Annotated in this window: 12 protein-coding genes and 1 riboswitch; of the genes, 6 read left to right on the top strand and 6 right to left on the bottom strand. The window is 68.2% G+C overall.

Going from position 1 to position 20,890, the window contains the following annotated elements:
• Positions 1 to 74 precede the first annotated feature (74 nt).
• The 4 genes from KK131_RS05670 to dgcA form a co-directional block, all read right to left on the bottom strand.
• On the bottom strand, positions 75 to 2,615 hold the full coding sequence (locus KK131_RS05670; protein WP_214555719.1) for a TonB-dependent receptor: 2,541 nt from the start codon (positions 2,613 to 2,615) through the stop codon (positions 75 to 77).
• Between the two features lie 299 nt (positions 2,616 to 2,914).
• Positions 2,915 to 3,967, bottom strand: a complete 1,053-nt coding sequence (locus KK131_RS05665; protein WP_214555718.1) for a DUF1611 domain-containing protein — start codon at positions 3,965 to 3,967, stop codon at positions 2,915 to 2,917.
• Position 3,968: 1 nt separating this feature from the next.
• On the bottom strand, positions 3,969 to 5,483 hold the full coding sequence (locus KK131_RS05660; RefSeq protein ID WP_214555717.1) for a D-aminoacylase: 1,515 nt from the start codon (positions 5,481 to 5,483) through the stop codon (positions 3,969 to 3,971).
• A gap of 29 nt (positions 5,484 to 5,512) precedes the next feature.
• Positions 5,513 to 6,502 (bottom strand): N-acetyl-D-Glu racemase DgcA, encoded by a 990-nt coding sequence (gene dgcA, locus KK131_RS05655; protein ID WP_214555716.1) that lies wholly within the window; start codon positions 6,500 to 6,502, stop codon positions 5,513 to 5,515.
• Positions 6,503 to 6,552: 50 nt separating this feature from the next.
• Between dgcA and KK131_RS05650 the strand changes: the two genes are divergently transcribed.
• The gene (locus KK131_RS05650; RefSeq protein ID WP_214555715.1) at positions 6,553 to 8,013 is read left to right on the top strand and encodes an amino acid permease; all 1,461 of its coding nucleotides are present in this window, start codon (positions 6,553 to 6,555) and stop codon (positions 8,011 to 8,013) included.
• A gap of 63 nt (positions 8,014 to 8,076) precedes the next feature.
• On the opposite strand, the gene KK131_RS05645 is transcribed toward KK131_RS05650, so the two are convergent.
• Both KK131_RS05645 and ahcY read right to left on the bottom strand, forming a co-directional pair.
• Positions 8,077 to 8,997, bottom strand: a complete 921-nt coding sequence (locus tag KK131_RS05645; RefSeq protein WP_214555714.1) for a MurR/RpiR family transcriptional regulator — start codon at positions 8,995 to 8,997, stop codon at positions 8,077 to 8,079.
• A 165-nt stretch (positions 8,998 to 9,162) separates the two neighbouring features.
• On the bottom strand, positions 9,163 to 10,602 hold the full coding sequence (ahcY, locus tag KK131_RS05640; RefSeq protein WP_214555713.1) for an adenosylhomocysteinase: 1,440 nt from the start codon (positions 10,600 to 10,602) through the stop codon (positions 9,163 to 9,165).
• 79 nt (positions 10,603 to 10,681) lie between these two features.
• Positions 10,682 to 10,775: riboswitch (S-adenosyl-L-homocysteine riboswitch) on the bottom strand.
• A 95-nt stretch (positions 10,776 to 10,870) separates the two neighbouring features.
• Between ahcY and ppc the strand changes: the two genes are divergently transcribed.
• The 5 genes from ppc (at position 10,871) to KK131_RS05615 (ending at position 20,822) form a co-directional block, all read left to right on the top strand.
• Positions 10,871 to 13,576, top strand: a complete 2,706-nt coding sequence (gene ppc, locus KK131_RS05635) for a phosphoenolpyruvate carboxylase (protein ID WP_214555712.1) — start codon at positions 10,871 to 10,873, stop codon at positions 13,574 to 13,576.
• Positions 13,577 to 13,728: 152 nt separating this feature from the next.
• Positions 13,729 to 14,982, top strand: coding sequence for an HlyD family efflux transporter periplasmic adaptor subunit (locus KK131_RS05630; RefSeq protein WP_214555711.1), 1,254 nt, complete (start codon positions 13,729 to 13,731; stop codon positions 14,980 to 14,982).
• A 150-nt stretch (positions 14,983 to 15,132) separates the two neighbouring features.
• The gene (locus KK131_RS05625) at positions 15,133 to 15,897 is read left to right on the top strand and encodes an ABC transporter ATP-binding protein (protein WP_214555710.1); all 765 of its coding nucleotides are present in this window, start codon (positions 15,133 to 15,135) and stop codon (positions 15,895 to 15,897) included.
• On the top strand, positions 15,894 to 18,374 hold the full coding sequence (locus KK131_RS05620) for an ABC transporter permease (protein ID WP_214555709.1): 2,481 nt from the start codon (positions 15,894 to 15,896) through the stop codon (positions 18,372 to 18,374). The genes KK131_RS05625 and KK131_RS05620 overlap by 4 nt, the downstream gene beginning before the upstream one ends.
• 3 nt (positions 18,375 to 18,377) lie before the next feature.
• Positions 18,378 to 20,822, top strand: a complete 2,445-nt coding sequence (locus KK131_RS05615; protein WP_214555708.1) for an ABC transporter permease — start codon at positions 18,378 to 18,380, stop codon at positions 20,820 to 20,822.
• The last annotated feature ends 68 nt before the right edge of the window (positions 20,823 to 20,890 follow it).

Raw genomic sequence — 20,890 nt, 5'->3', positions numbered from 1 at the left:
TCGCCATCGGGCGGGTAGCGAAAGGCCCTGGCTGACGCCAGGGCTTTCATCCGGTGCGGCAATCGACCGCTCGACTAGAAATCCTGCGTGAAGCTGATGCCGAACGTGCGCGGCTGGCTGAAACCCGTGTACACCTGCCCGTTCGGGTATTCCGGCACCACGCCGTGCGCACCACAAACCGTTACCGCACACTCGGAGAACTTGTACAGCGCGGCGCGCTTGTCGAACGCATTGTTGATGTAGACACTCGCCGACCAGTTGCCCCCCTGGAGGCCGGCGGAGAGGTCGACCGAATTGTAGGCGGGCAGGCCGCCGTAGAGGCTGCGTTCGAGCAGGAGCAGGCTCGTCGTGCGGTTCCCCACATGCGTCAATGCGCCCTGGACGAAGCCACTCCTGTTGCCGACATCAAAGGTGTAACGCGCGATGAGGTTGCCCTTGAACCGTGGCGTGATGGGCAGGCGGGTGCCCGTGGGTGCCAGCGGTCCGTCCACCGTGTCGCCGGTTTGTGTATTGATCGAGCCGGCCGGACAGTCGGTGACGGGGCGGTTGTTGTTGTCGGTGAAGCCGCAGTAGTTGGCGGTCAACTTGGCGTCATACAACGCGATGCCGGCGCTCAGCTGCAGGTTGTAGGTCGCCTGCCAGTTCAGCTGCGACTCCAGTCCGTTGATGCGGGCCGAATTGGCATTGAGGATTTCGGAAATGCCGTTCGGACCCGTGATGTCGAACTGGAAATTGTTCCAGGTCTCGCGAAACACGGCCCCGTTGAAGGTCAGCCGATGGTCGAGCCATGAGGTTTTCCAGCCGAGTTCGACGTTGGTCAGGAAATCCGCCTGATAGGGCGGCAGCGACGCGTTGCGATTGATGCCGCCCGGGCGATAGCCCTCGGACCGGGTGAAATAGACCATGGCTTGGGGCGTGACATGCCAGGTCAGGTTGACCTTGTTGAGCGACCCGCTTTGCTTCACCCGCTTGTTGAAGTCCAGACAGGGCGCGCCCTCGAATGGCTCGGGCGAGATGCAGCCGGCCTCGCCGTAACTGGAACCGGGGAAATAGCCCTCGCTGAAACCGAAAAAGCCGTAAAAGCTGCCGCTGTCGCGGTAATAGCGCTCACCGATCGTGCCGGTGAGGACGTCGGGGATGAAGTCCCAGGACAGTTCGCCGTACACCGACCGGTCACGGTCGTAGCGGATCTGCCGGCTCAGATAGAGGGTGTCCGGCCAGCCGGTAACCGTCAGCGAATCGGCCAGGCCGCTGATCTTGTACTGGTACTGGATGTCGTGTTTCAGCTTCTGCCAGAACGCGCCGGCGACCAGACGCAGGCGATCGTCGCTGGGTGAGACAAGGCGCAGTTCGTGGCTGTTGTCGGTGTAGTGGTCGCGGAAGAATGGATGCTGCGACGGATCGATCAGGCTCCCGCCGTTATCATAAAAATAGACACCGGAGCCGTTCAGCGTGTCGTACCAGAACGAGTAGTCCGTGTAGTCGGACTCCTGCTCCTGGTTGCGCTTGAGATGCGCATAGGCATAAGTCAGATCGAAATTGCCGAGCTTGCCTTGCACGGTCAGCGCGCCCTGCCACCACCGATCGTTGTTGCGCTCGGGAAAGAAGTGCGTGACGGCGAGATCGCCCACGCTCGGATCGCTGGAAGATGAACCATGGGAGATCGTCTGTTGCCCCATCAGGGTCGGGCTGATCGACCAGTTGTCGTCCAGGTCCACTTTCAGCGCGGCGCGTGCGCCTTGGGTGTCGGCGTCGTTGTAATGCTTGCGGGCGTGCCCGTGGCATTGCAGCAGCACGCCGGGGGTGCAGTCGTCGGCGTTGCTGATGGTAATGCCGGAGGACGGGTAGGTACGCGTGCCGGGCTTGTTGTCGATGTAGCCCGCGTCGTGTTCGCGCCAACCCACGAGGCGAATCGCGGCACTCTTGCTGAGCGGGATATTGACCATGCCCTCGGCGGTGGAGCCGATGCCACCGTGTGCAACCTTGTTGACGCCGAGCGCGTAGTTTGCCGCGAAAGCGCCGGGGTCGGGCTTGTTGGTGATGATGCGCAACGCGCCCGCTTCGGCGCTGGCGCCATACAACGTGCCCTGGGGTCCTGCCAGCACCTCGATGCGGGCGATGTCGTACATGTGGATGTCGACCGGCCCCTGGATCGTGGTGACCGGCTGGTTGTCGAGGTACACGCCGACGCTCGGCCGCGACCCGGTATAGTCCCCGCCGCTGCCGCTGCTGACACCGCGCATGTAGATGATGGCAAAGCCTTGCGCGCCATTGCCGCCACCGTTGTCCTGGAAGGACACGCTGGGCAGATACTTCACATAGTCCTTGAAGTTCTGCACGTGCAGGGCCTCAAGTTGATCCTGTGCCAGCACGTTGATGCTGATCGGCACCTTCTGCAGATCCTCGGTGCGCCGCTGCGCGGTCACCGTGACCGCACCCAGGGTCTTGACCTTTTGCGCCGTCGCGGCGGTCGTCGCGGCCGATGCGGGTTGCTCGGCAGCATCCTGAGCGAGCGCTGGTGCGGTCACCGCAAAACTGATCGCCGCCGCGAGCGGCAAGCGCGACAGAATCACCCGTTGCGCCTTGCCACCACACTTGAAATGACCTTTGGACATGACCTGCTACCTCCCCACAGACCGTAACGGAGCAACCAAACCTGCCGAGCCTCTTCACGTGGAGCACGTAGCGGAAACCAGCCGATTTCAACGCTGCGTTTACACGCTGTCGCTATCTCAACGACATCCGGGGATACGCTGGCCGCTTATCATGATTTGGACGTCCATCCGACCGCGCCGAATCCATGCTGCCTTCGCCGCCGTGCAACAGCTCAACCCGATGAAATGACCCGTGAGCCCGGCAGGCGCGTCGCCGTGGGAACAGGCCGGCACGGTGGTCATGGCCACAGTCTTGCGTTTCATGGGTGATCCCCCGGGGTGCGTGGACTGGCTTGCGGAAATTCGCGCGCTTCCGCGAGCAGCGTGTCGACGACCGCGTCGGCACCGGTCGCGATCGGGTCGAAGACGACGAGCCCGGTTTCCCCGTGCGCGCGGGCGAACGCGTCCGCGCGCTGGCTTTCGCTCATGCCGTGCGTGTTGAGCGCGACGGCGATGCAGCGTGCGGCGGGGTTGGTCAGGCGCGCGGCCTGTTCGTTGGCGGCGATGCAGGCGGCGAGCGTCGGCAGCGGATAGTCCGGATAGCCGTCGATGTGGGTGCGCCGCGGGTCGTGGCACAGCACCAGCGCGTCCGGCTGCGAGCCGTGCAGCAGGGCGAGGCTGACGCCGGCATAGGCCGGGTGGAACAGCGAGCCCTGGCCTTCGATCACGTCCCAGTGCCCGGGCTCGTTGTCGGGCGACAGCGCTTCGGCCGCGCCGGCGGCGAAATCGGCGACGACCGCGTCGATCGCGACGCCGGCGCCGGCGATGAGGATGCCGGTTTGCCCGGTCGCGCGAAAATCGGCGGCCATGCCGCGGCGCGCCAAGGCGCGGTGGATGGCCAGCGCGGCGTACTTCTTGCCGACCGCGCAATCGACGCCGACCATCAGCATCCGGCGGCCGCTGCGCTTGCGGCCGGAGCCGACGTCGAAATGCGCGTCGGCGTGGCGCACGTCGAACAGCCGCACGCCGGCCAGGCGCGCGGCCTCGGCGATCCGCGGATTCTCGCCGAGGCGTGCATGCATGCCGCTGGCGATGTCGAGGCCGGCGTGGATCGCGGCCAGCAGGGTGTCGATCCACGTCTCGTCGAGCGCACCGCCGAAGGTGGCCACGCCGATCACCAGCGTGCGTACGCCGGCGGCGGCGGCGGCGGCCGGCGTCATGTCAGGCAGGCCGAGGTCGACCGTGTCGGCATCGAGCCGGCATTGCCCGGCGCACAGTTCCGGGCGCCAGTCGAGAATGCCGCTGGCCGTCTTGGCGTCGAGGCGATGCGGGGTGTTGCCGAGGAAAAGCAGGTAGGGGGCGGCGATCTGCATGTCAACCTGCCTCCTGGCGGCGCAGCACCTGGCCCGGATGGGCGCCGGTCGCCTTGCCGTCGACGAGGACCACGATGCCGTTGACCCATACGCGCGCGATGCCGACCGACAGCTCGTGCGGCTTCTCGTAGGTGGCGCGGTCGGCCACCGTGCGCGGATCGAACAGGACGAGGTCGGCCGCCGCGCCGACGCGGATATGGCCGCGGTCGCGCAAGCCCATGTGTTGCGCCGCCAGCCCGGTCATCTTGTGCACGGCCTGCTCGAGCGTCAGCGTCTTCTTCTCGCGCACGTACATGCGCAGCACGCGCGGGAACGTGCCGTAGCCGCGCGGGTGCAGGCCGTCGAGGCTGCCGTCGGAACAGATGTTCGCCTGCGGCCAGGCGATGAACTTCGCGATGTCGCGCTCGTCCATGCTGCGGCTGATGACCTGCGCGGTGCTGTGGGCCGCTTCCGATTCGCGGATCAGGGCCATCACCGTATCCGCGTCGTCGGTGCCGCGCAGGCGCGCGATATCGGCCACGCTCTTGCCGACCAGGTCCGGTTCGGGCTTGAACTGCGACAGGCGCAGGCCATCGGCCGGGGAGAGGTGCTTGAGCACGAATTCGGCGGTCGCGCGGTTGCCGAAGTCGCGCTCGGGCCACAGCACGATCAACTCGCTGTGCCAGCTGTCGTAGGGATAGACGTCGAGCGTCGCGTCGACGCCTTCGGCGCGCGCCTTGTCGAGCATGCCCAGGAAGCGGTCGGCCTGGCCCCACCAGTCGGTCATCGCCAGCTTGGCGTGGCTGACCTGCACCGGGATCTTCGCCTCGCGGCCGATCGCCAGCAGTTCGTCGAGCGCATCCCAGACCTTGCGGTCCTCGCTGCGCATGTGGCTGATGTAGCGGCCACCGTAGGGTGCGGCCGCGTCGGCGAGCGCGAGCACCTCGGCGCGCGTGGAGTAGAGGCCCGAGTCGTATTCAAGGCCGGTCGACAGGCCGAGCGCGCCGGCCTTCATGTCGGCGGCGAGCAGCTGGCGCATCGCCTGCACCTGCGCTGGCGTCGCCGCGTGGCTGGCGTCGACACCCATCACCTTCTCGCGCAGCGAGTTGTGGCCCGCGTACGAGGCGATGTTGATCGCCGCCGGCGTGGCGTCGTAGCGGCGGAACAGATCGGCGATCGGCTCCTGCGAGAAGCCGTCCTGGCCGATGACGATCGTGGTGACGCCCTGGCTGGTCACCGGCAGCGCGTCGAGCTGGCTGTCGAGGCCGCGGTCGTGGTGGCTGTGGGTGTCGATGAACCCCGGCGCGAGCACCAGCCCGCGGGCGTCGACCACCGGTTCGCCGCGTTGCGGTGCGAGTTCGCCGATGGCGGCGATGCGGCCGTCGGCGACGCGCACGTCGACCTGCCGGGCCGCGGCGCCGGTGCCGTCGACGACGACGGCATGGCGCACGATGAAGTCGGCCGCTGCTGCATGGCCGGCTGGCAACACGACCAGCGGTGCGATCAGCAGCAGCGAGATCAGTGTTCGGTTCGTCATGGAATCGGTTCTCCGGGAAAACATGCGGCTCAACCCCACAGCGCCGCGCTGGGTGGCGAGACGAGGCCGCGCTGGTAGTGCAGGCCCGGGTCGCGGTCACGACCGATGAGGAGCGGGCCATCGAGGTCGACAAAGCGTGCAGCGCCGGCGACGAGCGTCGCTGGCGCCATGCCGAGCGACGTCCCTTCCATGCAGCCCACCATCAACCCGAAACCGAGCTGGCGCGCGCGGGCAGTCATGCGCAGCGCCTCGGTCAGGCCACCGGTCTTGTCCAGCTTCACGTTGACCAGGTCGTAGCGGCCGCGCAGCGCGTCGAGGTCGGCGCTGACGTGGGCCGATTCGTCGGCGCAGACCGGCACGCGGCGTTCGATCCGTGCCAGCGCGTCGTCCTTGCCCACGGGCAGCGGCTGCTCGACCATCGCGACATGCGCGGCCTGCAGCGCAGGCATGACGCCGTCGAGCAGCACCGGGTCCCAGGATTCATTCGCGTCGATGATCAGGGTCGCGGCCGGAGCGGCGTCGCGCACGGCCGCGACGCGGGCGACGATGTCGTGTGCATCGAGTTTCAGCTTGATCAGGGCGCCATCGCCGTCGGTGGCGACGATCGCGCGCGCCTTGTCCGCCTGCTGCGCCGCTTCGCCCACGCTGATGGTCTGCGCGGTGCGCACCTGGCCCGGGGCGGGGACGCCGGCCAGTTCCCAGACACGCCGCTTCGCCAGTTTCGCGCGCAGATCCCAGAACGCACAGTCGACCGCGTTGCGCGCGGCGCCGGCTGGCACGCGATCGTGGATGCGGTCCCATGACTCGCCGCGGGCGAGGCGGGCGAGCAGTTCTCGCACGGTCTCCATCACGCCGCCCACGCTCTCGCCGTAGAACGCGGTGGGCGTGCATTCGCCGCGGCCGACGGCGCCATCGCACGACAGCGTTGCCACGATGACGTCGGCATGCAGGTAGGTCTCGTGCGCGATGACGAATGGCGCGGCGAGCTCCCAGCGTTCGTGGCGAACCTCGGTCTGCATGCAAGCCGGCCTCTGGACGTGGATGCATAATTTATATCATAGTAACTCTCATGAAAGAAAAATTGCAATCGGTGGATGACGACGAATCGGGGCTGGCGCGCACGCTCGGCCCGCTCCAGTTGACGATGATCGGTGTCGGCTGCGTCATCGGCGCCGGCATCTTCGTGATGACCGGCACCGCGGCGGCGACCCATGCCGGGCCGGCGGTGGTGCTGTCGTTCGTGGCGGCGGCGATCGCCTGCGGATTCACCGCGTTCTGCTATGCCGAGCTTGCCGGCACGATGCCGTTGTCCGGTTCGAGCTATTCGTATGCGTTGCTCACGTTTGGCCGCTTCACCGCGTGGTGCGCCGGCTGGCTGCTGCTGCTCGAGTACGGCATTGCCGCGGCGACTGTCGCGGTCGGCTTCGCCGGCTACGCGGTGGCGTTGCTCGACCAGTTCGGTCTGCACCTGCCGGCGTCGATCACCACGCCGATGCTCGACTTCCGCTCCGACGGCGGCACCAATCGCCTGCAGTTCGGCGGCGGCGTCAACCTCGTCGCCGCCGGCGCGATCCTGGTGGTGACGGCTGTCCTGTTGCGCGGGGTGACGCAGTCGTTCGCGTTCAACACGGCCATCGTGCTGCTCAAGATGGCTGCGCTGGTCGCCTTCGTGCTGGTCGGCATCGCCTTCGTCGACCCGGCCAACCTCACGCCGTTCGTGCCGCCGGCGCGGGGCGATTTCGAGTTCGGCTGGCCCGGCGTGCTGCGCGGCGCCTCGGCGATCTTTTTCGCCTACGTCGGCTTCGAGACCGTGTCCACGAGCGCGGCCGAGGCGCGCAACCCCCAGCGCGACTTGCCGATCGGCATCTTCATGACGCTGGCGGTCTGCACGGTGCTGTACATGGCCGTCGCCGCGGTGATGACCGGCATCGTGCCCTACGCCCGGCTCGGCGTCGCCGACCCGATTGCGGTCGCCGTCGACGCGATGCAGTTGCCGATGTTCGGCATTGCGGTCAAGTCCGCCGCGGTGATCGGCCTGCTTTCGGTGCTGCTGACGTCGATCTACGGACAGACCCGTATCTTCTACGCGATGGCGCGCGATCGCATGCTGCCGCCGGTGTTCGCCCGGATCGACGGCAGGACGCGCACGCCGCAGGTCGGCACCATCTATACCGGCGTGGCCATGGCGCTGCTCGCGGCGTGCCTGCCGATCAGCCTGCTCGGCGACCTGATCAGCCTCGGCACGGCGGTCGCGTTCGCGATCGTTTGCGCGGCGGTCATGCGCCTGCGCGTGGTCGAGCCCGATCGCCCGCGTTCGTTCCGGGTGCCGCTGGGCGGCATCCGCGTGCGTGGCTGGTGGATCGGCATCATTCCGGCACTCGGCATCGCCTTCGCCGCGCTGATGGGCTTGCCGCTGCTGATCGACATGGTGCTGCGCGCAACGCGCGGCGACGTGCTGCCGCTGGCGATCGTCGGCGGTTATTTCGCGGCCGGCCTGATCATCTACGTGGCCTACGTGCGGTCGCGCTGAACGGGAGCGGCGATCCCGGTTTCGCGGAAGCGCCGGGCCTCGGCCCGACGGTGCGCCGCGTGCTCAAGGCTCGATGTCGCCGCCCTTCTTGCGCTGCCCGCGCCCGGGTTTCCCGACGTGGCCGACGAATTCCTGGTAGAGGTCGGAGACGTGGGCCAGGCGTTGCTCCACGCGGTCGCCGAGCGCGAGAACCACGCCGTTGACCAGCAGCGCCAGTGCTGCGTGGATCGGAACGGTGGTGCCCCAGAAAATCCCGCTTTCCGTCGGCAATGCCAGGATGTGCGGCGTGTACTCGCTGGCCCAGTGGCAATACTTGTCGGTGATCATCACCAGCGGCAGCCCGCGTTGCCGGCAATGACGGGCGAGCAGCTGTGCCTGGCGCGAGTAGCGGCGCGTCTCCACGATCACGACGCAATCCTTGTCGGTGCCGTCGAGCAGCACCTCCGAGAAGCTTCCGGTAGCCAGATCGGCCACCCGCACCCGCGGGCGCACGTATTGCAGGAAACTGGCGAAGTGGGCCGCAAGCCCGCGCTCGGTCTGGAATCCCACGATGTGCAGTGTCGAGCAGTGCGCCAGACGCGCGACGATATCCTGCCATTCGCGCGTTTCCGCGCGGCGGTAGACCTCGATGATGCCGGCGATGGTCAGGTCCAGGTCGCGTTGCAGTGCCGGCTCGCCGCCGCCGGTCTGCAGCATCGAGCGCAGGCCTTCGCCGATCGGCCATGGCGCGACGGCCACGTCGAACTTGAAAGCCGCCTTCAGCTCGCGGAAGTTCCGGTAGCCGAGGCGACGGCAGAACCGGCCCACCGTCGCGGCGCTGATGGCTAGCTTGGCGGCTAGCGAGTTGGCAGTCTCGAACGGCACCGCCTGCCGGTTGGTGAGCAGGAAGTTCGCGATCACCCGTTCGGACGCGGTCATCCGCTCCATTTCACTGCGAAGCTGGCTGAACAATCGCCGGTCGGCGCTGCTTGGCTTTGGCGACATCGACGCCGTCTCCCGTGGGTTCGACCGTGTTGGATCGGTACGAAAGTATGATCCAGCGCAGCGCAGGCCGCACGGTGCACGCTGCCCGGTGGTGGAACCGGCTGCAGCAGAACGGGCGCCTTGCGCGCCCGTTCTGCTGCAGCCGACGCATGATCCGCTAGCGGCTCAGTAGCGGTAGTGATCCGGCTTGTACGGGCCTTCCACCGGCACGCCGAGGTAGGCGGCCTGGGTCGGGGTGAGCGTGGTCAGCTTCACGCCGATCTTCTCCAGGTGCAGGCGCGCGACTTCCTCGTCGAGCTTCTTCGGCAGGATGTAGACCTTGGCCTCGTACTTGTCCTTGTTCGCCCACAGGTCGATCTGCGCCAGGGTCTGGTTGGAGAACGAGTTGGACATCACGAAGCTCGGGTGGCCGGTGGCGCAGCCGAGATTCACCAGGCGGCCTTCGGCGAGCAGGAAGATCGCGCGGCCGTCCGGGAAGACGTACTTGTCCACCTGCGGCTTGATGTTGATCTTCTCGACGCCGGCCATCGCGTTCAGCGCGTCGACCTGGATCTCGTTGTCGAAGTGGCCGATGTTGCAGACGATCGCCTGGTCCTTCATCGACTTCAGGTGATCCAGCGTCAGCACGTCCTTGTTGCCGGTGGTGGTGACGTAGATGTCGCCCCAGCCGAGAGTGGATTCGACGGTGTTGACCTCGAAGCCTTCCATCGCCGCCTGCAGCGCGTTGATCGGGTCGATCTCGGTCACGACAACGCGCGAGCCGTAGGCACGCAGCGAATGCGCACAGCCCTTGCCGACGTCGCCATAGCCGCAGACCACGGCCACCTTGCCGGCCAGCATCACGTCCATCGCGCGCTTCAGGCCATCGGCCAGCGACTCGCGGCAGCCGTACAGGTTGTCGAACTTGCTCTTGGTCACCGAGTCGTTGACGTTGATCGCGGGGATCAGCAGCGACTTCGCCTCGGCCAGCTGGTACAGGCGGTGCACGCCGGTGGTGGTCTCCTCGGAGACGCCCTTCCAGTCCTTCACCACGGTGTGCCAGTAACCGGGACGCTCGACGGCAACGCGCTTCAGCAGGTTCTTGATTACCTGCTCCTCATGCGAGGAAGCCTTCTCGTCCACCCACTTGCTGCCGTTCTCCAGCTCGTAGCCCTTGTGGATCAGCAGCGTCACGTCGCCGCCGTCGTCGACCACCAGTTGGGGCCCAAGGAAGCCGCCCTTGCCGTCGGGGAAGGACAGCGCGTCCAGCGTGCAGTCCCAGTACTCTTCCAGCGTCTCGCCCTTCCAGGCGAACACCGGCGTGCCGGTCGCGGCGATCGCGGCGGCGGCGTGGTCCTGCGTGGAGAAGATGTTGCACGAGGCCCAGCGCACGTCGGCGCCGATGTCCTTCAGCGTCTCGATCAGCACCGCGGTCTGGATCGTCATGTGCAGCGAGCCGGTCACGCGCACGCCCTTCAGCGGCAAGGTGGCGGCGTGCTTCTTGCGGATCGACATCAGGCCCGGCATCTCGTGCTCGGCGATGTCCAGCTCCTTGCGGCCCCAGTCGGCCAGCGAGAGGTCGCGGATCTTGTAGTCGTGGTGGTTTTCTTTCAATGCGGCGTTCATGCGTATCTCCGGTTAGTGCGAGGATCTTTCGAAGAGTCCGACCATGGATGGCCGGTTCCCCCGAAGGGACTCGCGTACAAACAACCGGGCGCCGTTGTGGAACGTGCCGCGCCGAGCCTGGCCGGTTCCTGTGAAGTTCATTCACAACAACGGTCGCAGCGCCCCTCGGCGGGCAGTACAAGCCCGGTATTGTAGCGGCAGAAGCCGGCGGATGCCTCCGCCGCCGCAATTCGTTTAGGCTGGCCGTTCATCCCGCCCGGAGCCCCGCATGGAATCAAGTCGCGAACCCGAGTTCCTGCCGCCCGACGGCCCGCTGCGCGAGGACGTCAGCCGGCTCGGCGCGATGGTCGGGCGGATGCTGGCCGAGCAGGGCGGCACGGCGTTCTTCGAGCGGGTCGAACAGGTGCGCACCGCGGCGATCCGCCGCCGTCGCGAAGGCGCCACGGTGGACGACCTGGCCGCCTCGCTGGCCGGTCTCGATGCCCGCGACGCCGAAGCGCTGGCACGCGCGTTCGCCACTTATTTCCAGGCGGTGAACACGGCCGAGCGGGTGCACCGCATTCGCCGTCGCCGCGACTACCAGCGCGAGGGCAGCGCGCCGCAGCCGGAGTCGCTGCTCGACGTGCTGGGCCGGCTGAAGGCCGAAGGCGTCGGCGCCGATGAACTGGTCGGCTGGCTCGACCGGCTGTGGATCGAGCCGGTGTTCACCGCGCACCCGACCGAGGCGGTGCGCCGCTCGCTGCTGGAGAAGGAACAGGCGATCGTGCGTTCGCTGATCGACGGCTTCGACCCGCAGCGCACGCCGCAGGAGCGCAAGGAGGACGACGACCGCATCTACATGGCGCTGTCCGCCGGCTGGCAGACCGCCGAGGCCTCGCCGGTGCGGCCCAGCGTGCAGGACGAACGCGAACACGTCGACTTCTACCTGGCCAACCCGTTGTACCGGATCGTGCCGGCGCTGTACGAATCGCTGGCGCAGGCGCTGCAGGAAACCTACGGCGTGGCGATCAAGCTGCCGCGGCTGCTGCGCTTCGCCAGCTGGGTCGGCGGCGACATGGACGGCAACCCGAACGTGGGCGCCGACACCATCGCCGCCTGCCTCGATTCGCAGCGCGCGCTGGTGCTGGAGCGCTATCGCGAGGACGTGGCCACGCTGGCGCGCCAGCTCAGCCAGACCGATAGCCGGGTCGCCGCATCGGCGGCGTTGCGCGCGCGGCTGGCGGACTACCGCGCACGCTTTCCCGCGGCCGCGGCGCAGATCCGTCCGCGCCATGCCGACATGCCGTATCGCTGCCTGCTGCAGCTGGTAGGCGCGCGGCTGGCGCTGACCAGTGACGAGTCACTGGACGGCTATACGTCCAGTGACGAATTGCTTGACGACCTGCAGCTGGTCGCCGACAGCCTGTTCCAGCATCGTGGCGTGCACGCCGGCGCCTACGCGGTGGAGCGCCTGCTGTGCCGCGTGCGCAGCTTCGGCTTCCACCTGGCGCGGCTGGACGTGCGGCAGGATTCGCGCGTGCACGACGACGCGCTGGCGACCCTGCTGGCCGATCCGGACTGGGCCACCCGCGACAGCACCGCACGTGCCGACCGGCTGCGCCCCTACGCCAGCGGCGAAGCCGCGTTTGCGCACAGCGCTGACGCGAATGCCGAGTCGCTGCAGGCGGTGTTCACCACCTTGCGCGACAGCCGCCAGAGCCACGGCCACGACGCCACCGGCCTGTACATCATCAGCATGGCGCGTTCGGCCGCCGACGTGCTGGCGGTGCTGGCGCTGGCGCGGCGCGGCGGGCTGGTCGATGCGGCGAACGACGTGCCGCTCAACATCGCGCCGCTGTTCGAGACCGTGGACGACCTGAAGAACGCGCCGGCCACCTTGCGCGCCCTGCTCGACGACCCGGTCTACCGCCGCCATCTCGCTGCCCGCGACGACCAGCAGTGGGTGATGCTCGGCTACTCCGACAGCGGCAAGGACGGCGGCACGCTGGCCTCGCGCTGGGGCCTGCAGCGCGCCCAGGTGGAGTTGCTGGACGTGGCGAATGCCGCCGGCATCCATCTCGCGTTCTTCCACGGCCGCGGCGGCTCGGCCAGCCGCGGCGGCGCGCGCATCACGCCGGCGCTGATGTCCTCGCCGCGTGGCGCGGTGGCCGGCGTGCTGCGGGTGACCGAGCAGGGCGAGGTGATCCACCGCAAGTACGGCATCCGCGCACTGGCGCTGCGCAACCTGGAGCAGACCGTGGGTGCGGTGCTGCGCGCGTCGCTGCGCCCGCTCGAGAGCGAGCCACGTGCGGAACGCTGGTGCGAGCTGATGGACATGCTCTCGGCGGTCAGCCGGAAGCACTATCGCGCCTTCGTCGAACGCGAACACTTCGTCGACTACTTCCGAAGCGCCACACCGGTCGACGTGATCGAGCGGATGACCCTGGGTTCGCGTCCGGCCAGCCGTCGCAGCATGCGCGGCGTGCAGGACTTGCGCGCGATCCCGTGGGTGTTCGCCTGGACCCAGTGCCGCTCGATCCTGCCCGGCTGGTACGGTCTCGGCAGCGCGCTGGAGCAGGGCGTGCAGCGGTTCGGCGAAGAAGCGCTGGCGGAGATGGCGCGCGACTGGCCGTTCTTCTGCAACCTGCTGGACGACGTGGAGATGGTGCTGGCGAAGTGCGACCTGGACATCGCCGAGGCGTTCTCGAAACTCTCCGGCCCGCTGCACGACGAATTCTTCGGCCTGATCCGCGACGAATTCGCGCGTACCCGCCGTTGGCTGCTGCAGTTGAAGGGCAGCGACGTCCTGCTGCGCGGCGAGCCGCGCCTGGCCGCATCGATCCGCCTGCGCAACCCCTACGTCGATCCGATGAGCCTGCTGCAGGTCGACCTGCTGCAGCGCTGGCGCGCCGGCGAGCGCAGCGACGACGCCGTGCTGCAGGCGCTGGTCGCCTGCGTCAACGGCGTCGCGCAGGGTTTGCAGAACACCGGCTGACCGCACCCCGGCCGTCGTCGCTGCCGTAGGAGCGCTGTACGACTTCGGACGTGGATGTCCGCATGCGAACGATGGCATCGCCCGGGCATCGGTCCGATGCGTTGCGCGACAAGCACTTGCACGCATGGCACGGGCCTTGCTCTGACCGGCTCATGGATATTGCCAACCCCCTCGTCGCCCAGCGCAAGCGCCGCCGCAAACGGATCGCCATCGGTGCCGGCTCGTTGCTGCTCGCCGGCGTTGCCGTCGGTGTGGCCAGCCTTGGCCCGGCCCTGCCGGTGGCCGAGCGTTCGAGCCTGTGGATCGACACCGTGCAGCGCGGCGACATGCTGCGCGAGGTGCGCGCGCCGGGCACCCTGGTGCCGCGCGACATCCACTGGCTGGCTGCGCAGACCAGCGCGCAGGTGGCGAAGATCGAAGTGTGGCCCGGCACCCGGGTGGAACCGGACACGGTGCTGTTGCGCCTGGTCAGCCCGCAGGTGGAGAACGACCTGCGCAATGCGCAGGCGCAAGTCGCCGCGGCCGAAGCGCAGGTCGCCGCGAAACACGCCGAGCTGCAGTCGCAACTGCTGGACGAACGTTCCGCGCTGGCCCAGGCCCAGGCCGATTACGCCTCGGCCAAGGTCCGCAGCGACGCCGACGCCAAGGCGGTGGCGAAGAACCTGATCCCGCGCGTGCAGTACGAGCAGGAGCTGATCGCGCTGAACCAGCTCAGGCATCGCGCCGAGGTCGAGCAGCAGCGCGTGCGGGCGTTCGGCGCCGGCATCACGGCGCAGATGGCCGCCGTGCAGGCCGAGCTGCAACTGCAGCGCAGCAACCTGACCCTGCGCCAGCGCCAGTCCGATGCGCTCGACGTGCGCGCCGGCATCGCCGGCACGCTGCAGCAGGTGGCGGTGCAGGAAGGCCAGCAGGTTGCCGCCGGCACCGACCTGGCGCGGGTGGCGCGCGGCGACGTGCTGATCGCGCGGCTGCGCGTGCCCGAGGTGCAGGCCAAGGACGTGGCGCTGGGCATGTCCGCACAGGTGAATACCTATAACGGCATGATCGACGGCAGCGTCACGCGGATCGACCCGGCGGTGGTCGACGGCAGTGTGCAGGTGGACGTGACGCCGACCGGCGTGCTGCCGCCCGGCGCGCGGCCGGACCTGTCGGTGGACGGCCGCATCCGCATCGCGAAACTCGACCAGGCGCTGTCGCTGGGCCGGCCCGCCCAGGTCGAGGCGAACAGCGAGGTGGGCCTGTTCCGCCTCGACGCTTCCGGCAGCACCGCCACCCGCGTCAAGGTGCACGTGGGCGCCACCTCGGTCGACCGCGTGCAACTGCTGCAGGGCCTGCAGCCGGGCGACCGGGTGATCCTTTCCGACACCAGCCAATGGGATAAATATGATCGCCTGCGCCTGCGCTGATAAAAGCCCCTCTCCCGCCGGGAGAGGGGTTGGGGTGAGGGTACGGTCGGAGCGGACTGCCACCGGCTTCACCGAACCCTCATCCGGCCCTTCGGGCCACCTTTTCCCGAAGGGAGAAGGGAACAACCTGTTTCCCGCAAGGACAAACCCATGACCAACCCGACATCTGTCATCGCCCTCGGCGGCATCCGCAAGGTGTTCCAGACCGACGAAGTGGAGACCCACGCGCTGAGCGACGTGCACCTGGACATCCGTCGCGGCGAGTACGTGTCGATCTCCGGTCCGTCCGGTTGCGGCAAGACCACGCTGCTTTCCATCCTTGGCTTGCTCGATACCGCCAGCGCCGGCAGCTATGTGCTGAACGGTCACGACGTGGCTGCCCTGAACGCGGCCGAACGCGCACGCATCCGCAACGCCGAGATCGGCTTCATCTTCCAGGCGTTCAACCTGATCGGCGACTTGAGCGTGCAGGAGAACGTGGAACTGCCGCTGACCTACCGCAGCGGCATCGGTGCCGGCGAACGGCGCGAGCGCGTGCAGGAAGCGCTGGAGCGTGTCGGCATGGCGCACCGCATGCGCCATTACCCTGCGCAACTCTCCGGCGGCCAGCAGCAGCGTGTGGCGGTGGCGCGAGCGCTGGTCGGCCGGCCTGCGATCCTGCTCGCCGACGAACCGACCGGCAACCTCGACTCGCGCAACGGCGAAGCGGTGATGGCCCTGCTCGACGAGCTGCACAAGGGCGGCGCCACCATCTGCATGGTCACCCACGACGCGCGCTACGCCGAACTGGCCCAGCGCAAGATCCGCCTGTTCGACGGCCGCGTGGTCGACGAGCAAACCTACGACCGCCTGCGCCGCGAGGACGAGCAGCGGCTGGATGCGCTGATCGGCGGCCGCGTGGAGGTCGGCGCATGAACATCTGGCTGGCCGAGATCTGGCGTGCGTGGCGCACGTGCCTGCGCCGGCCGGGCTTCTTTCTGCTGGCCAGCGGCGTGCTGGCGCTGGGCGTCGGCGCCAGCGCGGCGGTATGCGTGCTGGTCGACGACGTGCTGTTGCGGCCCTTGCCTTATGCCTCGCCCGAACGGCTGATCGTGCTGGGGCCGCAACGCGATGGGCAACTGCTAGGTATCATGTCACCACAGCGGTACCAGCATGTGCAGTCGATCCGCGGCATCGCTGCCATCGGCCTGATCAAGGGTGACCTGCAGGCTGTGAACGTGGCTGGCGACGGTGAGCCGGAGCAGGTAAACGCGTTTCAGGCCGATCGGGGCCTGCTCCCCGTGCTCGGTGTGCGGATGCGGCTGGGTCGCAATTTCTCGGCGCAGGAAGATAGCCCCGGTGGACCGAAGGCGGTGATCCTCGCCGAAGGTTTCTGGCGTCGCCGTTACGGCGCGCAGCCCGTGCTCGGCCGCACCCTGCGGGTCGAAGGCGTCGCGCGTACCATCGTGGGCGTGTTGCCGGCCAGTTTCGATCAGTTCGGCGCGGGCGACATCATGCTGCCGTTGGCGCTGAGGCCGCATACCTACGACGACGGTGAAGATTTTTTTGCGATCGCGCGACTTGCCTCGGCTAACGGTGCCGCGGCGGTGGACGCGCAGGTAGACGCGGCCATCCGCGCGCTCTATGCCGATGCCTCCGGTCCGCAACGCGACTACCTTGACAAGGTGCGCTTCGGCAGCATACCGCTGAGAGCCGCGCTGCATCAGCAGCAGCGCCCCTCGATGATGCTGTTTCTGGCCAGCGCCTTGTGCGTGCTGCTGATCGCGCTGGTCAACCTGGGCAACCTGATGCTGTTGCGCATCCTGTCGCGCCACCACGACGCGACCGTGCGCCATGCGCTGGGCGCGCCGGTGTGGCGTCTGGCGCTGCCGGCCTGCGCCGAGGGTCTGCTGGTTGGCGCTGGCGGTGCCATCGCAGGCCTGGGTTTGGCTGCGATCGGCCTGTCGCTGTTCAGCGGCTACGTTCCGGCCGAGTGGACCCACGGCCAGTCGCTGCACATATCCCGGGCCGTGGCGTTGCTGGCGATGGCGATCGCCGTGCCGGGCGCGCTCGCCACAGCGGCGTTCGGTGCCTGGCGCGGGCTGGCCACGGCCTCGGTACAGGAGGCCTTGCACGAAGGCGGACGCAGTGCCAGTCGCCGCAGCGGACGCCTGGGCCGGGGGCTGGTGATCGCGCAGATGGCTCTGGCGACCTGCCTGATGTGTGGAGCGGGCCTGTTCCTGCATGCGCTTTACGATGCGGCACGCACGCCGCTGGGTTTTGCCAGCGATCACATCCTCACCTTCGATCTGGCGCCGGTGCATGGCGACAGCCCCAATGTCTCCGCCCGCGATCTGGTGCAACGACTGTTGCAGAGCCTGCACGCCGTGGCGGGCGTGGACCGCGTCGCAGTCACCAATGGCCTGCCCGCGGGCGGCTTCGAGCAGCAGTTCAACATGGGCGGCGTCCACCTTCCGGGACGCGGTTACCTGCATCCCAGCCCGCAGATCCGCGGTGTCAGCAGCGAGTTTTTTTCCGTGTTCCACATTCCCGTGCGCGAGGGGCGTTCCTTCGACGCGACCGATGTGGCCGGCGGCGAGCCGGTCGCGATCGTCAACCAGACGCTGGCCGACCAGCAGTACGACGGCCATGCCGTAGGCAAGGAGATTGTCGTCAACGACTACAGCGGGTATCCGGCCGGCAAGGCCATGGCCGGCGATCCGACCATGCATCCGGTAACCGCACGCATCGTCGGCGTGGTCGGCGACACGCGGCAGTTCGGTCCGCTGGACAGCTTGAAGCGCGGGTTTCTCTATCTCCCCCTGGCACAGATGCCCGAGCACGTCGTGCACGTGTTCCGTTCCTTCCAGCCGCTGCGTTTCGCGTTGCGTGTCCAGGGCGACCCCAACCGCTATCGCCAGGCCGTTCATGCAGCCGTCGTCGCCGTAGCGCCGGAGCAGCCGATTGCCACTGTGTCGACGATGGACGACATCGTGCGCGCTACTACCGACGACACGCGCCGCGACCTGTTCCTGATCGGTCTGTTCGCATCGGTGGCGCTGGGGCTCGCTGCGGCCGGCATGTATGCGGTGATGACCGTCGCCGTGGCCGCGCGCGCGCGCGAGTTCGGCGTGCGCATGGCCTTGGGCGCGCCGCCGCTGGGCATGGCTCGCCTGGTGCTGCGCGGGGCCATCGCGCAGATCGCGATGGGCATGCTGCTGGGTGTGGGCCTCACGCTCGCCCTGTCACGGGTGCTGGGTGCCGTGCTGGTGGAAATCGACCGCAGCGTCTTCGATCCTCTCGCCATGCTCGGCGTGTGCACGGTACTGGCCCTGGCCGGCCTGCTCGCGTGTCTGGTTCCGGCGCTGCGCGCGGCACGCGTACCGCCGATGCGTGCCTTGCGCGGAGAGTAGGCAATGAACATTCTTCTCAGCGAAATCCTCCGCGCGTGGCGTGCCAGCCTGCGCCGCCCCGGCTTCCTGCTGCTGGCGAGCGGTGTGCTGGCGCTGGGCATCGGCGCCAGCGTGGCGGTGTTTGCGTTGATCGGGAACACGCTGGGGCGGTCGTTGCCGGTGCAGCAGGCGGATCGGCTGGTGGTGCTGGGACCGCTGCGCGGCAGCGATGATGTGGGTGGCATCTCGCCGCATGAATATCAGTGGCTGGGGCCGCCCGCGGGTTTGCGTTCGCTGGGGCTGGTGCATTTCGGCCTGGCGGTGAACATCGCCGGCGCCGGTGCGCCGGTACAGGCGCCGGTGATTTACTTCGACCGAACGTTGCTGCCCACGCTGGGCCTTGCGCCGCTGCTGGGGCGCAACTTCACCGCGCAGGAGGATCGACCGAACGGGCCGAAAGCGGTGATGCTCGGTTACGGATTGTGGCAACGCGCGTATGGCGGCGAGGCCAGCGTGATCGGTCGCACACTGAAGATCGAGGGCGTGCCGCACAGCATCGTCGGCGTGCTGCCGGCCGGCTTCAACACGGTGCTCGGTCCGGGCGACGTGATGCTGCCGGTGGCGCTGCCGCCGGGCAGCCACGACTACAACCACAACGGCGCCATCGCGATCGGGCGACTGGCGGCGGGCGTCAGTGTGGCGAGCGTGGCGGCGCAGGCCGACGCGGCCGAGCGCACGATGTTCCGCGACATGGGCATGGGCGGCAACTGGACGCGTCCGCGCTACGGCGCGCAGCCGCTGACGGCTGCGTTTCAGCAGGACACGCGGCCGATGCTGATGTTGTTCCTCGCGTGTGCGTCGCTGGTGCTGCTGATCGTGCTGGTGAACCTTGCCAACCTGATGCTGCTGCGTGCCCTGTCGCGCAACCATGATGCCGCGGTACGCAGCGCGCTGGGTGCGCCGCGCTTGCGATTGATGCTGCCGGCGCTGGGCGAGGGCTTGCTGGTCGGCGGCTGCGGTGCGGTGCTGGGGATGCTGCTGGCGATGGCGGGCGTGGGAGCGCTGCAGGGTTTCATTCCCGCGCAGTGGCTGTGGGGCGGACGCGTGCATCTGGGTGTCGGCGCGTGGTTGCTTGGCATCGGCCTGGGACTGCTGGGCGCGTTGCTGGCGGCGATTCTTGGACTGTGGCGCAGCCGCGCCGCGGTCACCGTGGAGGCATTGCGCGAGGGCGGGCGCAACGGCATCGGCGTGCGCAGCGGTCGGCTGAGTCGCGGCCTGGTGGTGGCGCAGGTGGCGCTGGCGGCGATCCTGCTGTGCGCCGCCGGCGTGTTCATGCATGCGCTCTACGATGCCTCGCGCCTGCCGCTGGGCTATGACCAGGACAACGTGCTCACCTTCGAGTTGGCGCCGGTCAAAGGCCATCACCCTGACACGGCTTCGATGCTGGATCTTTCGCACCGGCTGGTGCAGCGCTTGCAGGCGATACCCAGCGTGGCCGGCGCGGCGGTCACCACCAACCTGCCGACCAGCGACACCATGTATGGCGGCTTCAACAACGGCATGCTCACGCCTGCGGACAACCATTTCGAGGCTCAGTTGCACGGTGTCGGTCCCGGCTTCTTCAAGCTGTTCGCGATCGGCCTGCACGAGGGCCGCGACTTCACCCGCGAGGATGATCTGACCGGTGCCGCGCCGGTGGCCGTTGTCAGCCAGGATCTGGCCGACACGTATTACGGCGGGCATGCGCTGGGGCAGGCGATCAAGGTGGAGGTGGTGAAGGGCCCGCCGCTTTCCGCGCGCATCGTCGGTGTGGTGAGCGCGACCTACCAGCGCGGGCCGCTGCACGCTGCGCAGCCGGTGGTCTACCTGCCGCTGGCGCAACTGCCGGCGCCGACGATGGCGATCTTCCGCGATCTGGAACCCTTGCGCTTTGCCTTGCGCGGCCACGGCAACCCGGACGATTGGCGCGCGGGCGTGCGTGCGGCGCTGGCGGAAATCGCGCCGGATCAGCCGATCGCCAAGCTGCGCACGATGCGCACCGTGGTGCACGAGACCACCGCCGATGCACGCCTGAACCTGCTGCTGATCGGCGTGTTCGCCACGCTGGCCTTGCTGCTGGCGGTTGCCGGCCTGTACGCGGTGATGGCGGTGGCAGTGGCCGCGCGCGAGCGCGAGTTCGGCGTGCGCATGGCGCTGGGCGCCGCGCCGCGGCGCTTGCTGGGCCTGGTATTGCGCGGCGGTCTGATTCAGATCGCGACGGGACTGGCGATTGGCATGGCGATAGCGCTGGGTGCATCGCACGCCGTGGCTGTGCTGCTGATGACGCTGCTCGGTCGCAGCAACGCCTTCGATCCGGTGGTGGTGCTGGGAGTGTGCGCGGTGCTCGCCATAACCGGTCTTCTGGCCTGCCTGTTGCCGGCGCTGCGCGCCGGCCGGGTCCTTCCGATGCGCGCTTTGCGCGGGGAGTAGGGCAATGATCCCGCGTGAATTGCGCAACGCGTGGCGCCGCTGGCCCGCGCGCTGCGCGTCGATCCGGC

It is taken from the genome of Rhodanobacter sp. LX-99 (assembly GCF_018599185.1).
Lineage (GTDB): Bacteria > Pseudomonadota > Gammaproteobacteria > Xanthomonadales > Rhodanobacteraceae > Rhodanobacter.
The sequence above is the reverse complement of the archived record's forward strand: the minus strand, read 5'-3'. Positions and strand labels throughout refer to the sequence as shown.

Bases quoted from the DNA above. Each gene is read 5' to 3' on its own strand.
- ahcY (WP_214555713.1), bottom strand. From the start codon at position 10,602: ATGAACGCCGCATTGAAAGAAAACCACCACGACTACAAGATCCGCGAC.
- KK131_RS05660 (WP_214555717.1), bottom strand. From the start codon at position 5,483: ATGACGAACCGAACACTGATCTCGCTGCTGCTGATCGCACCGCTGGTC.
- dgcA (WP_214555716.1), bottom strand. From the start codon at position 6,502: ATGCAGACCGAGGTTCGCCACGAACGCTGGGAGCTCGCCGCGCCATTC.
- KK131_RS05625 (WP_214555710.1), top strand. From the start codon at position 15,133: ATGACCAACCCGACATCTGTCATCGCCCTCGGCGGCATCCGCAAGGTG.
- KK131_RS05615 (WP_214555708.1), top strand. From the start codon at position 18,378: ATGAACATTCTTCTCAGCGAAATCCTCCGCGCGTGGCGTGCCAGCCTG.
- KK131_RS05620 (WP_214555709.1), top strand. From the start codon at position 15,894: ATGAACATCTGGCTGGCCGAGATCTGGCGTGCGTGGCGCACGTGCCTG.
- KK131_RS05650 (WP_214555715.1), top strand. From the start codon at position 6,553: ATGAAAGAAAAATTGCAATCGGTGGATGACGACGAATCGGGGCTGGCG.
- KK131_RS05665 (WP_214555718.1), bottom strand. From the start codon at position 3,967: ATGCAGATCGCCGCCCCCTACCTGCTTTTCCTCGGCAACACCCCGCAT.
- KK131_RS05670 (WP_214555719.1), bottom strand. From the start codon at position 2,615: ATGTCCAAAGGTCATTTCAAGTGTGGTGGCAAGGCGCAACGGGTGATT.
- KK131_RS05630 (WP_214555711.1), top strand. From the start codon at position 13,729: ATGGATATTGCCAACCCCCTCGTCGCCCAGCGCAAGCGCCGCCGCAAA.
- KK131_RS05645 (WP_214555714.1), bottom strand. From the start codon at position 8,997: ATGTCGCCAAAGCCAAGCAGCGCCGACCGGCGATTGTTCAGCCAGCTT.
- ppc (WP_214555712.1), top strand. From the start codon at position 10,871: ATGGAATCAAGTCGCGAACCCGAGTTCCTGCCGCCCGACGGCCCGCTG.